General features: G+C 32.0%; 16 protein-coding genes. 5 read left to right on the forward strand and 11 right to left on the reverse strand.

Translation table 11 applies throughout. From position 1 onward, the window contains the following. Window positions 1-119: 119 nt before the first annotated feature. The 3 genes from SYO3AOP1_RS06465 to SYO3AOP1_RS06475 are packed head-to-tail and all read left to right on the forward strand — an operon-like array spanning window position 120 to window position 2,070. Window positions 120-848 (forward strand): ATP-binding protein, encoded by a 729-nt coding sequence (locus SYO3AOP1_RS06465; protein WP_012459926.1) that lies wholly within the window; start codon window positions 120-122, stop codon window positions 846-848. After that, window positions 845-1,432, forward strand: coding sequence for an imidazoleglycerol-phosphate dehydratase HisB (gene hisB / locus SYO3AOP1_RS06470; RefSeq protein WP_012459927.1), 588 nt, complete (start codon window positions 845-847; stop codon window positions 1,430-1,432). The genes SYO3AOP1_RS06465 and hisB overlap by 4 nt, the downstream gene beginning before the upstream one ends. Before the next feature lie 2 nt (window positions 1,433-1,434). Further along, entirely contained in the window at window positions 1,435-2,070 is a 636-nt protein-coding gene (locus tag SYO3AOP1_RS06475; protein ID WP_012459928.1) for a DeoR family transcriptional regulator, read from the forward strand. Window positions 2,071-2,437: 367 nt separating this feature from the next. Here SYO3AOP1_RS06475 and SYO3AOP1_RS06480 read toward each other — a convergent pair whose 3' ends face one another. Continuing rightward, window positions 2,438-2,842 (reverse strand): desulfoferrodoxin family protein, encoded by a 405-nt coding sequence (locus SYO3AOP1_RS06480; protein WP_012459929.1) that lies wholly within the window; start codon window positions 2,840-2,842, stop codon window positions 2,438-2,440. A gap of 264 nt (window positions 2,843-3,106) precedes the next feature. Between SYO3AOP1_RS06480 and SYO3AOP1_RS06485 the strand changes: the two genes are divergently transcribed. Further along, window positions 3,107-3,724, forward strand: a complete 618-nt coding sequence (locus tag SYO3AOP1_RS06485) for a superoxide dismutase (RefSeq protein WP_041674766.1) — start codon at window positions 3,107-3,109, stop codon at window positions 3,722-3,724. Window positions 3,725-3,742: 18 nt separating this feature from the next. Here the strand turns inward: SYO3AOP1_RS06485 and tgt are convergent, their stop codons facing one another. The 10 genes from tgt to SYO3AOP1_RS06535 form a co-directional block, all read right to left on the reverse strand. Continuing rightward, the gene (gene tgt, locus SYO3AOP1_RS06490; RefSeq protein ID WP_012459931.1) at window positions 3,743-4,882 is read right to left on the reverse strand and encodes a tRNA guanosine(34) transglycosylase Tgt; all 1,140 of its coding nucleotides are present in this window, start codon (window positions 4,880-4,882) and stop codon (window positions 3,743-3,745) included. Window positions 4,883-5,149: 267 nt separating this feature from the next. Further along, window positions 5,150-6,136 carry an IS110 family transposase gene (locus tag SYO3AOP1_RS06495; protein ID WP_012459932.1) on the reverse strand — a complete coding sequence of 329 codons (987 nt, stop codon included), beginning with the start codon at window positions 6,134-6,136 and terminating at the stop codon, window positions 5,150-5,152. A 350-nt stretch (window positions 6,137-6,486) separates the two neighbouring features. After that, entirely contained in the window at window positions 6,487-7,719 is a 1,233-nt protein-coding gene (hisS, locus tag SYO3AOP1_RS06500; RefSeq protein ID WP_012459933.1) for a histidine--tRNA ligase, read from the reverse strand. Continuing rightward, the gene (thiS, locus tag SYO3AOP1_RS06505; RefSeq protein WP_012459934.1) at window positions 7,719-7,922 is read right to left on the reverse strand and encodes a sulfur carrier protein ThiS; all 204 of its coding nucleotides are present in this window, start codon (window positions 7,920-7,922) and stop codon (window positions 7,719-7,721) included. Before thiS ends, hisS begins: the two co-directional genes overlap by 1 nt. Window positions 7,923-7,931: 9 nt before the next feature. Continuing rightward, on the reverse strand, window positions 7,932-8,699 hold the full coding sequence (locus SYO3AOP1_RS06510) for an enoyl-ACP reductase (protein WP_012459935.1): 768 nt from the start codon (window positions 8,697-8,699) through the stop codon (window positions 7,932-7,934). Then, window positions 8,653-9,165 (reverse strand): DUF2628 domain-containing protein, encoded by a 513-nt coding sequence (locus SYO3AOP1_RS06515; protein ID WP_012459936.1) that lies wholly within the window; start codon window positions 9,163-9,165, stop codon window positions 8,653-8,655. The genes SYO3AOP1_RS06510 and SYO3AOP1_RS06515 overlap by 47 nt, the downstream gene beginning before the upstream one ends. Continuing rightward, entirely contained in the window at window positions 9,166-9,705 is a 540-nt protein-coding gene (locus tag SYO3AOP1_RS06520; RefSeq protein ID WP_012459937.1) for a cupin domain-containing protein, read from the reverse strand. It lies immediately after the preceding gene. An 11-nt stretch (window positions 9,706-9,716) separates the two neighbouring features. Continuing rightward, the gene (locus SYO3AOP1_RS06525) at window positions 9,717-10,238 is read right to left on the reverse strand and encodes a DUF29 domain-containing protein (protein WP_012459938.1); all 522 of its coding nucleotides are present in this window, start codon (window positions 10,236-10,238) and stop codon (window positions 9,717-9,719) included. 3 nt (window positions 10,239-10,241) lie between these two features. Beyond that, entirely contained in the window at window positions 10,242-10,754 is a 513-nt protein-coding gene (locus SYO3AOP1_RS06530; protein WP_012459939.1) for a DUF29 domain-containing protein, read from the reverse strand. 10 nt (window positions 10,755-10,764) lie between these two features. Further along, window positions 10,765-11,412 carry a methylthioribulose 1-phosphate dehydratase gene (locus SYO3AOP1_RS06535; protein ID WP_012459940.1) on the reverse strand — a complete coding sequence of 216 codons (648 nt, stop codon included), beginning with the start codon at window positions 11,410-11,412 and terminating at the stop codon, window positions 10,765-10,767. A gap of 458 nt (window positions 11,413-11,870) precedes the next feature. Here SYO3AOP1_RS06535 and SYO3AOP1_RS06540 point away from each other — a divergent pair, with 458 nt between their 5' ends. Continuing rightward, the gene (locus SYO3AOP1_RS06540; protein WP_012459941.1) at window positions 11,871-12,476 is read left to right on the forward strand and encodes a VTT domain-containing protein; all 606 of its coding nucleotides are present in this window, start codon (window positions 11,871-11,873) and stop codon (window positions 12,474-12,476) included. Window position 12,477 lies beyond the last annotated feature (1 nt).

A 12,477-nucleotide genomic window follows, 5' to 3' on the forward strand; every position in this document is an offset into this window, starting at 1 on the left:
ATCACATTTTAAAAATTCTAACAACATGGTTTCAATGTCATATTGAACTTATATATCTTTATTATATAATATCTTTGGCTTAATTTTCTATTATTTTAAAATCTTAGCGAGAGGTCTTCATGGAAAAAGTTAAAGAAGAGATAAAATGTCCGATATGTAATGATATCGGCTGGATTTTTAAAGATAATGAAGTTATTAGGTGTGAATGTCAGCTTTTTAAAAATACAGAAAAATTAAATAAAGCTCTTAATATTCCAAAAAAATATTACCATGCAAACCTTGATAATTTTATCCCAAATCATCCTTCACATCATATTATTTTAACAAAGATTAAAGAGTATATTTATAGTGATGATTATTTAGAAGGAAAGGGAATTTTCTTCTATGGAAAGCATGGCGTAGGAAAAACACATTTAGCAGTTAGTATTTTAAAAGAGTTTTATTTTAAAAGGGGTATTACAGGTTTGTTTTATGATACAAGAATACTATTATACGATTTAAAATCTACGTTTGAAGGAAGCAGTAGTACAAGATATCTTTTAGATAGTGTGATTAAAGCTCCAATTTTGGTTTTAGATGATTTGGCAAGCGAAAGGCTTACTGACTGGGCGAAGGATATTTTGCATTATATAATTATCAGTAGATATAACGATAAACTTCCTGTTATAATAACATCTAATATATCATTAGATGAAGAAGATGAGATAGAAATCGTAGATAGTATTGAAAGTAAATTTGGAAAAGGTATAGCATCAAGATTAAATGAGATTTGTATTCCTATAAAGGTTGAAGGAGAAGACCAAAGAAAAAGTCCGTTTAAAGAATTTTGGAAAGGTGGTAAGAAATGAGCAGAAAAGCTTTAATCAAAAGAGAGACAAAAGAAACACAGATAGAGTTATCAATAAATTTAGATGGTACAGGTAAACATAAAGTAGATACGCAAGTTGGATTTTTATCTCATATGCTTGAAAGCTTTTCATTTCATTCCATGATAGACCTTGAAATCATGGCAACAGGAGATGTTCATGTTAGCCATCATCATTTAGTAGAAGACGTTGGTATAGTCTTAGGTCTTGCCGTAAAAGAAGCACTTGGGGATAAGAGGGGCATAAAAAGATTTGGATATAGTATAATTCCAATGGATGAAGCATTGGCAATGTGTAGCATTGACCTTTCTGGCAGACCATTACTTTTTTATGATGATTTTGGACTAAGAGGTAAGATAACCAATTTTGATTTTGAACTAATGGGAGAATTCTTTAAAGGTTTTACACTTTCAGCCGGAGTAACCATGCACTTAAAAGCTTTGACAGGTCATAATCTTCATCACATAGCTGAATGTTTAACAAAATCTTTTGCAATTGCGTTAAAAGAAGCAGTATTAATAGACCCAAGAAGATTGGAAGTTCCATCAACAAAAGGAGCTATTTAGGGATGCTAACAGATAAAGAAAGAAAGGCAGAGATATTAAGAATACTTAGAGAAAAAAAGGAAGTAACAGTTAAAGAGCTTAGTCATATATTTGGCGTTTCTGCGATGACTATTTACCGTGATATAAGAGAGCTTGAAAGAGAAGGGGAAGTAAAGAGAAAGCATGGTTCTGTAACTTTAAATACAGTTGAAAATAAAGAAACTATCCCTATTAAATCCTGTCCAATCTGTGAAAAGCCTATTACAAGGTCTCATCCTTATAAAATAATAGTTGAAGGTAGTAAGATTGTAGAAGCTTGCTGTGAACACTGCGGATTAATGCTTCATCAAAATTATGCAGAAAAGAATGTATCTGCATTAACTTACGATTTCATAACAGAAAAGCCTATTAACGCCCTTGATGCTTATTATGTAGTAGGAAGTTCTGCAGTTCCATGTTGCAGTCCAAGTGTTATTCCATTTATAAATAAAGATGATGCAGAAAAATTTTCAAAAGGCTTTGGCGGTAAAGTTTTAAACTTCATAGATGCTTATAATGAAATTATAAACAGAATGAATATTAATATAAAAAGTTGTTGCTCACCACAACAACCCGTTAGCTTTGTGTTAAAGGATTTAAATAAGAAGGATAAAGAATAGTCCTAAAAGCAAATGAATTGGTAAGCTTTATTGGCATATATGCAAGTCAATTTGGGAGTGGAACGAGTACGAATGAAAATGTCTCATGAAAATTAGGAATTTATTTACTATACCGTAGCAAGAAGTTTCGTAATCCTAAATTTATCAGAATATGTTTTTATGTATTTGTTTAGAGTATGTGTCGGATGAAAGATTCAATAAAAGTATGAGATTCATCGCCGGCTGCAGAATGATAGATTTTTATTTTGTAATCCTGAATGTAGTGAAGGAACTCATTTTTAAATTCTGTAAAAATCACTTATTTTCTAATGTTTTATATATTTGCAGTTTGAGGAATTTAGGCACCTTGTAGGTGCCTTTGTTTATGTTATGCTGTAGCTGGTTCTGGTGATAAAACGTCTATTTCAACAGTTTCACTTTGCCATAAACCGTGCTTTGTGCAGTAACTCATTGCGTTTAATTTTAATTTGTCTTTTGTCGGAACAATATAAAAATCTACTTCAGCTTGGTTTGGCTTGTTTCCAAGAGAACCCGGTGTAAATGTAGCTTGTCCGAGTAAAGTATCGCCATCCCATAATTGAACGTAAGCGATATAGTGGTCAAAATCATCTGGATGAACGTATTCGTTTCCAACTCTCACTTTTACTTTTAATTTTTGACCTTTTACAGCTTCACCTTCTACATGTACAAATGGAGAGTGTCTGTCAATAAAATCTCTTTTAGCTTCTTTGTCGATTTGTGAAATGTCTACATAACTGTTAACTTTTGGCATTTTTCTTCCTCCTTTATGAGTTTTGATTATTGAAGTATACATTATAAAACAGAGTTTTATTAATGATAGGAGTCATTATATTTTTGTGATTTCAGTCATAGATGTAGGAGAATTTGAAATTAATTTTATCAATAATAGGAGGATTAAATGGACAGAAGAGATTTTATTAAATTGTCGGGAATCAGTATTTTAGCTTCAAGCACAAATATTTTAGCAATGGAAATTTTAGAAAAAGAAGAAAAACCTAAATCAGGAGGTAAGAAAATGAAAGTTATGAAACTTCAGCCAAAGGACCATTTAAAACCAAAAGGTCTTGTAGGAATATCAGATGAGCAAATTGAGGTTCATTTTGAAGCTCATTACAAAGGTTATGTAGCAAAATACAATGAAATTCAAGAGAAGTTAGCATCTAATTTTGCGGACAGGTCTAAGGCTAATCAAAACTACTCTGAATACAGAGCTCTTAAAGTTGAGGAAAGCTTTAACTATATGGGGGTTATTTTACATGAACTTTATTTTGAAAACTTAATCGGTGGTGGAAAAGGTGAGCCAAGCGAACAGCTTAGAAAAGCTATAGAAGAATGGTTTGGTTCGGTTGATAACTGCTTAAATGAAATTAAAGCTACAGGTATAGCATGCAGAGGTTGGGCTACTTTATCTTATGATTTGTACAACAAAATGTTATTTGTAAACGGTTTTGATGCTCACAATCAATATGGGTTTGTTGGCTCTATTCCATTGATAGTTCTGGATGTATACGAACATGCTTATTATGTAGACCAAAAAAATAAAAGACCACCATATATTGATGCATTTTTCAAAAATCTTAACTGGGATGTGATCAATCAGAGATTTGAAAATGCTTTAAAAGTAAAAGTTTAAAATATAAAAAGGGCGGTCTTAAACGGACTGCCCATTGTACCTTTCTAAAAACTCCTTTTTAAACTGTTTAAATCTATTTTCTTTTATAGCTTCTCTTATATCTTCCATTAGCCTGAGGTAAAATCTTAAATTATGGATGGTTCCGAGTATGTAGGCTGTTATCTCTTCTGCATTGTAAAGATGTCTTAAATATCCTTTTGAAAAATTTTTACATGTATAACAATCACATAATGGGTCTACTGGCGTCTCGTCAAGTTTGTATTTTGCTGATTTTATGTTGATTTTTCCAAAATGAGTAAAAAGCGTTCCATTTCTGCCATTTCTGGTAGGCATTACACAGTCAAACATATCAATGCCTCTATCTACACTTTCAAGCAAATCTTCCGGAGTTCCAACACCCATTAAGTATCTTGGTTTGTCTTTTGGAAGAAGTGGTGCTATTATCTCGGTCATTGCATACATATATTCTTTTGGTTCACCAACAGATAGACCGCCGATAGAGTATCCATCCATATCAAGCTCTACAGTCCTAAGTGCACTTTCTCTTCTTAAATCTTCGTAAGTTGACCCTTGAATTATTCCAAATAATGCTTGATTTGGATTTTTCTTTGCTTTTTTTGACCTTTCAAGCCATCTGATAGTTCTTTTAAGACTTTCTAAAGCGTATTGATGGCTGGAAGGATAAGGTGGGCATTCATCTAAAGGCATCATGATATCACTGCCGATTATTTCTTGAATTTCAACGACAAACTCTGGTGTGAAAAAATGCCATGAACCATCTAAATGAGATTTAAACTTTACGCCTTCTTCTGTAATTACAACCTGTGCCTTTTGTTTACCTTCTTTCTCCTTTCCGGCTGCTAAAGAAAAAACCTGAAACCCTCCACTGTCTGTTAAAATCGGTTTTTGCCAAGATGAAAAATTATGAAGTCCGCCGAATTTCTTTAAAACTTCAAGGCCCGGTCTTAAATATAAATGGTATGTATTTCCAAGAATTATCTGTGCGTTTATCTCTTCAAGATTTTTCATAGTTATAGCTTTAACTGTTCCCTGGGTACCTACCGGCATAAAGATAGGTGTGTCTATTTCCCCGTGAGGTGTGTATATCTTTCCAAGTCTTGCGTTGCCATCTTCTTTTAAAAGCTCAAACTTAAACAGCTTTAACCTCCGTTTTTATAAATTTTTATTAAAATAATAAAATTCTTAGCCGACTGCGGAATAGCAATAATATTACCTCTCATCTCCTCATCTCTCGCTGAGGTGTTCCAATTTTAACTAAATCCAAAAATTAATTTAACCTTTTGATCGTCATTCTGAACGAAGTGAAGAATCTCCTCTCTTTCTTACCTATCACTTACTCACTTTACTTTTTTTTAAAAGAGGAGATCCTTCGGCTTGTAGCCTCAGGATGTTCTATGTTAAATGTCAAGTACAAAAATTTTCATCAAATGGTCTTTTGCTTTTTAATACACCATATGCTTGCCTTAATAACTTATGTGCTACAGCCACTAATGCTAATTTTTTAGCCTTACCTTTACTTACTAATCTTTCGTATAATTCTCTGCAGTATTTGTTAAACCTTATTGCTGATAATGCTGCCATGTATAATATTTTCCTTGCATATGGATTTCCCATCTTTTTTATCCAGCCACTTTTCTTTACACTCGTTCCACTTTCATGTATACCCGGACTGATTCCTATAAAACTCGATATATCTTTTACACTCTTAAATCTTTCAAAATTTCCATATACTGATATTATCATTCCTATAGTCCTATCACTTATACCAGGTATGCTTTTTAAAAGTTTGTATTCCTCTTGATAATTCTTCTTAGACAATTCTTTTATCTCTTTCTCAAGTTCTTTTATGTTTTTTTCTATTTTTCTAATTAGCTCATCGTAATATTCTAAATTCTCTTTCAATTTTTTCATTGGTACATAGGTTAACGATTCTCTTTTGTTTCTTAGCATTGTAAGCTGCTGTTGTAGGTCTTCCAATATCTTTAGTTTTACTTCTATTTCTTTTTCTACATCTGATTTTGGTTTATAAAGCTCTCCATCGAAAAACGTTCTTCCATATTCTGCAATAAAGAATGAATCAGCTTTATCTGTTTTAACTCTTGTCATTTTAGCTTCCATAAATTTCTTTATCGAAAATGGATTTATTACTGCTACATTATAGTCATTTTCATACAGATAATTAGCAAGCTTTAAATGGTAAACTCCCGTATGCTCCATTATGATAAGCATATCTGACTTTTTAAACTTCTTCAAAAATGGCTTTACTTTCATTTCAAACTCAACCGGGTCAGATTTAACTTCAAAAGTTTCTTTCTTGTTATCATACAAAACTGTAGCAGTGAATGAGTTTTTAGATACATCAACTCCTATAACAATTTTGTAGCTGTTCATAATAGTACCTCCTTTCATAAAATACTTGACATGAAAGAAACTTCCTGATAACCTATCATCGTAGTTAAATACAGGCTTAAAAGCCTAATGTTCTGATTCAGGTTTTAGGAAGTAGAGGAAGGACAGTCTAAAACATTCTACAGCGGTCTTAAAAGACCAATGACAAACACTTGATCTGTCCTTCCTTTTTTCTCCCATGTCTATAATTATTATAAAACTTATTCTCTTATAGTTTAAAAAATTTTTAGTATATTTAATATACGATGACGGAATCAAGGTAAAGTTATATTTATATATGTATTTTACAGCTTGCAAAAATTTTTCCGGCACTCTCAGCCTTTCGCCATATTTTACAACTTAGAAAGTAAAACATCTATTAAATCTTCTTCGTTTATAAATATCTCCTGGTCGCCTGATGTCATATCTTTAAGCTCTAATTTATCAGATACAAAAATTACATACTTAGCATTAAATTTATTTGCTGTTTTTAGCATTGATTTTAAACTTCCTTCTTTTAAGAGTAGCTCTGTTTGAATATGCTTTTCTCTTGTCTTTTCTGAAAGTTTTAAAGCTTGTATATAATAATTTTGGTTTAAAGGAATGATTACGATTAATGGTTTTTCCGGTGGTAGGTCTTTGACTAATAAGATAAGTCTCTCTATACCTGCTGCAAAGCCAAGCGCTGGCGTTGGTGGTCCTCCAAGTTGTTCTGCAAGATTATCATATCTTCCACCTGCTGCAATTGTTCCCTGAGAACCTATTTCTTGAGAGATAAACTCAAAAACAGTATGTGTGTAATAATCAAGACCCCTAACAAGTCTTGGATTTTCTATAAAATCAACGCCGATAGCTTTTAAGCTTTCTTTTATCTTTTCAAATCTTTCTATTGCTTCTTTTGAAAGGCTTTCTGTTATTTTTGGTGCATCTTTTGTTATCTCTTTACAGCTTTCTACTTTGCAATCTAAAACTCTAAGTGGATTTTCATGAATTCTTCTTCTGCAGTCTTGACATAAAGAGTTTTCATATTTTTTTAAGTATTCAATCAGCTTTGATATATACTCTTTTCTTGATTGAAAATCGCCAAGTGTGTTTATTTCAAGTCTAAAATCTATTTTAAGATATTTAAGTATTTTATAAACCATGCTGATAAGCTCAACATCTGCCAAGTATGATGAAACTCCGAATATTTCTGCTCCGATTTGATGAAACTGTCTATATCTTCCTGCTTGTGGTCTTTCGTATCTAAACATTGCTCCTTCATAAAATAGCTTATGGTATCCACCTTCTGCATACATCTTTTCTTCTATGTAAGCTCTAACGCAACCTGCTGTACCTTCTGGTCTAAGTGCAACTTCTCTACCGCCTTTATCTGTAAAAATGTACATCTCTTTTTGAACTATATCCGTAGCCTCACCAACAGACCTTTTGAATAACGATATATCTTCAACATAAGGAAGGATTATTTCTTGGAAGTTGTAATCTAAAAATGTTTTTCTGAATGTTTCTACTATGTATCTGTATTTTTTTGCATTTTCTCCGTATATATCCTGAAATCCTCTGATTTTTTGGAATTTTTCCAACATTAGCCTCCGCCAACAAAATGAACTATCTCAACCTTGTCTCCATCTTTTAAAATAAATGTATCATACTCACTTTTTGGAATTACATCAAAGCCTACTGCAACGGCAAAATTTGGCGCTTTTATTTGTAGCTCTTTTACTAATTCTGATATTGTCATCTGCTCTTTATCAAACTCTTTTAAAACGCCGTTTATATACAGCTTCATACGAACACCTCACATACCTATGATGTTATAACCTGCGTCAACATGTAATATTTCTCCTGTTATGCCGGACGATAAATCAGAACATAAAAATAATGCTGCTTTCCCAACTTCTTCTATGCTTACGTTTCTTTTAAGTGGCGCTCTTTCAGCTGATATTTTTTGAATTTCGCTAAAATCTGAAATTCCCATTGCTGCTAAGGTCTTGATTGGTCCGGCTGATATACAGTTAACTCTTATACCTTTTTCTCCAAGATCTCTTGCAAGATATTTTACAGATGCCTCTAACGCTGCTTTTGCAACGCCCATGACGTTATAATTATAAACAACCTTTTCAGCACCGTAATATGACAGCGTTAATAAACTTGCACCTTCATTTAGTATTGGTAAAAATTCCCTTGCTATGGCTGTAAATGAGTAAACGCTTATATCCATAGCCTGTAAAAATGACTGTCTATTAACAGTATAATAGTAATCTTTTAAATATTCTTTGTTCGCAAAGGCTATTGAGTGAACGATTATATCAACGCTACCCCACTTTTCTTTAACAGCTTCAAACAAACTTTTAATCTCTTCATCCTTAGAAACATCGCATTTAACAACAAGGTCGGAATTAAACTCTTGAGCTATTGGTCTAACTCTTTTTTCTATCCTCTCATCAAGATAATTAAATCCAAGTATAGCTCCGTTTTCATAGAAAATCTTGGCTATTCCGTAAGCTATACTTTTATCGTTAGCTACTCCAAGGATCAATACTTTTTTGTTCTCTAAAATCTTCACTTTTATCCTCCATTCCGTATTCTATGATAGATGATGCTACTAAATACATCAATCCTATACCGATCGCAGTAAAATAACTTGCTCCACCTTGTCTTGCAAGTTCAATATAAAGATTTTTTTCATCTATTATTTTACTTTTTATCTCTTGAACCTTTGATTTTGCATATTCATAGTATAAATAGTTTCCAAACATTCCTATGAATGTTGAAATAGCTAAATTTGTCAAACCTATGATTAAAGGATCTGTATTCATTTTTATTTGAATAGTTTGAAGTATAAGACTGAAAATCATAAACCCAAAAGCATGCGGATACATTTTTCTATATCCAAACCACAAAAGACCAAAGAAAAAAGCTGCCCAGTTCCAGCTTATTTTATTTTCTGAAATCTCTTCCCATTTAGATATATAGTAATCTGCATTTTTCCCAACAAATATTCTTAGCTCTTCTCTCTCTTGCTGGGTCATTTAGTCCCTCATAGTTGCTGTTTCATTTTCATTGTAAATAGCTTCCCAACCTGCAGGTGTTTTGAAAACTCTTATACATTTTATTTTTCTGTTTTCGTCAAGCTCAAACCAGTGTCTTGCTCCCGCCGGCACAACGATTAACTCCCCAGCTTCTACATGAATATCTACAATATCATCTTCTATTTTTACCGGAAATATACCACTACCATCAACTACAAATCTAACTTCATCATCTATATGGTGATGCTCTCTTTTAAATTTAGCCATTAGACCATCAAGATTTGGAGTTTTTTCAGATAAAACAACTATATCTTCTGTAATGTATCCCATTTTTTCTTTCAATTCTTTTAATTCTTTTTCGTATGCTTGGATTATGGCTTTTGAGTTTTCTTCATCTATGTCGTAATTTTTTCTAACATCTTCCGGAAGTCTATCAACGCCCCAAACGTCATAAACTACACCATACTGAGACAAAAATGATTTTATCTCTTCGGGATTTTCTATTACCTTACCGTTTTTTCTGAAAACTAATCTTGCCATATCTAAACCTCCTAAGTATTATTTTCAAGCCACGGTTCATGTTCTAAAATTTGCTCAAATGTATATGGACATTTTTTTGGAAAATCTTCTTCTGTTGGTAATTTGTCAAAATATTTTTTAGCTAAATGGTAATTCTCTGGTTTTCTAAACCATTTAACCAGCTTTTTAACAGCTTTATACCAAGCTGAATCTATCTCTTGCTGTGCTTTTCTTTTTAAGGAAGGTATTTCTTTAAATAACCATTCCAATTCAACTCTTGCATTATCTATGCTATTAATCCAGCTATTTCCCATATTTTCATTTTCTCTAAAATGTTCATACTTGTATAGATGCTCCAAAACAATAGCTATAAAGCTGACAGCACTATCTAAATATCTTCTGCCCATATCCTCTATTTCCTCTAAAAGATTTTCCCAATCTACTAAATCAAACTCCTTGTTTTTAAGAAGTTCTAAGTTTTCCATTACCCATAGGTAAAAATCTCTATCATAAAGCTGTTTCAATTCTTCTTTGTTTACAATTTGTGTACCCATTTTTTACTCCTCCAAATCTTTTAACCACGGCTTATAGTCTAAAATCTGCTCAATCGTATAAGGACGCCTTTCTGGAAAATCTTTTCCTGTTGGAATTCTACCAAAATATTTTATTGCTAAATACAAGTTCTCTGGATCCTCAAACCAATTTACCAATCTTCTTACGGCACTTTTCCATGCTAAATCAATTTCTTCCTTAGCTTTTCTTTTTAAAGAAGGACTATTATCAAACAGCTCTTTTAATTGAATTATTGAAGTGTTTATACTTCTAACCCAACCATTACCCATACTATTATTTTCTTTAAAGTTTTCCCATTTATATAAATGCTCTAAAATAACAGCCATAAAACTAATCACGCTTCTAAGCTCACTTCTTTTTATACTTTCAAGCTCCTCAATCACATTCTCCCAATCTACCAAATCAAACTCTTTATTTTTAAGAAGTTCTATATTTTCTGTAATCCACTGATAAAAGTCTTTCTCATACAACTCTTTTAAATTTGCTAAAGTTTTCATTTTTTACCTCTTACCAAATATCTTTACTACCTTTAAATATAATTAAATTTTTCATCAGCTCAAACATAAACTCAAATGCTTCAACATGTCTTTTTGCTTCAAATTCATCCCTTCCCCAGCAATAAATTCCATGAGTTTTAATCAATACTGCCGGAACATCCGGATTTATAGCTTTTCCAGCCTCTTCAGCAAGCTTTTTTAAATCAAAAAAGTTATCAACTATCGGAACTTCTATTTCTGCGTTTTCTTTCCAAATATCAAGTGCTTTTATCATCTCTAAATCCTTTATTTTTACTTTTCCATCTTCAAAGTAAACATAAGATATAAAATTGTTTGCTGGCGTATGAACATGAATAACACAACCAGCATCAGTTTTTTGATATATATAAGAATGAACCATCGTTTCTGCCGAAGGTTTCATTTTTGTTTTTTCAACAGGTTTGCCATCTTTGTCAACAAAAATCACATCTTCATGTGTAACAGTTCCCTTATCTTTACCTGATGTAGTAACTGCAAATATAAGCGGGTCATCATGAAGCTTGTAAGATAAATTTCCGCTTGTTGCAGGAAAAAATCCTTTATTGTATAGTTTGATTTTTAAATCATTTAAAACATTTACAGCCTTTTGTTTTTCTTCTTGATATAATCTCTCCGGCATAAGATTAACCTCTTAAGTCATTTAAAAATTAGAAATTATAATTTTATCACAATAGAAGTTAAGCTTTTGGTGATAATAGTGTTGAAAAATTTTTGTAAGTTTACTTTTTCTTGTCATCATGAAGACTTTAGTCCAAAAGATCTTCTTTTTTAAAGAAGGTGAGAAAGTGAATAAGCAAGAGGTAAAAAGGAGGAGATTCTTCGCTTCGCTCAGAATGACAGAATAGGGGCATGAAGGCTGAGATTGTTCACCGGCTTCAGAATGACGACGTTGATTTTTGGAACAGTCTCATTTTTGATTAATAACCTTAAATTTTCATGCTACAATATCTTATCATATATACCAAACTTTAATTTAAGCTTATTGCAAAAAGGGGATTGGATAGCGTAGTTAACAGGTCAGTTCTCCTGCTTTACGAGACTATGTAAATTTAAAATTTTAAAGTTTAAGGAGCCAATTTGGAATTTTTGGACTTTATTCTTCATATAGACAAATATTTAGACTTAATCATACAAAATTACGGCAGTTTAGTTTATCTAATTTTATTTTTTATAATCTTTGCTGAAACGGGCTTCGTAATTACTCCATTTTTACCCGGAGACTCTCTCTTATTTGTAGTTGGAAGCTTTGCAGGAAAGGGAAGTTTAAATTTTTGGACTGTTTATTTTTTGCTATTAATTGCAGCTATCTTGGGAAATTTAGTTAACTTTCACATAGGCTACTATTTTGGAAATAAGCTTATAGAGAAAAATCTTGTTAAAAAAGAGTACATAATTCAAACTGAAAAGTTTTTTCAAAAACACGGTGGAAAGGCTGTAACCATCTCAAAATTTTTACCAATTTTTAGAACCTTCGTTCCATTTGTTGCAGGAATTGGTAAGATGGACAAAAGAGAATTTTTTGTCTATAACTTTATTGGTGGTTTTTTGTGGATTACACTGTTTTTAACTCTTGGATACTTTACAGGTAATTTACCATTTGTAAAAGAAAACTTTAGCTTATTTATATACGGAATTATTATAATTTCGATCTTACCGGCAGTTGTAAAAGCAATTAAAAAATGAT

This window comes from Sulfurihydrogenibium sp. YO3AOP1, from assembly GCF_000020325.1.
Taxonomy (GTDB): domain Bacteria; phylum Aquificota; class Aquificia; order Aquificales; family Hydrogenothermaceae; genus Sulfurihydrogenibium.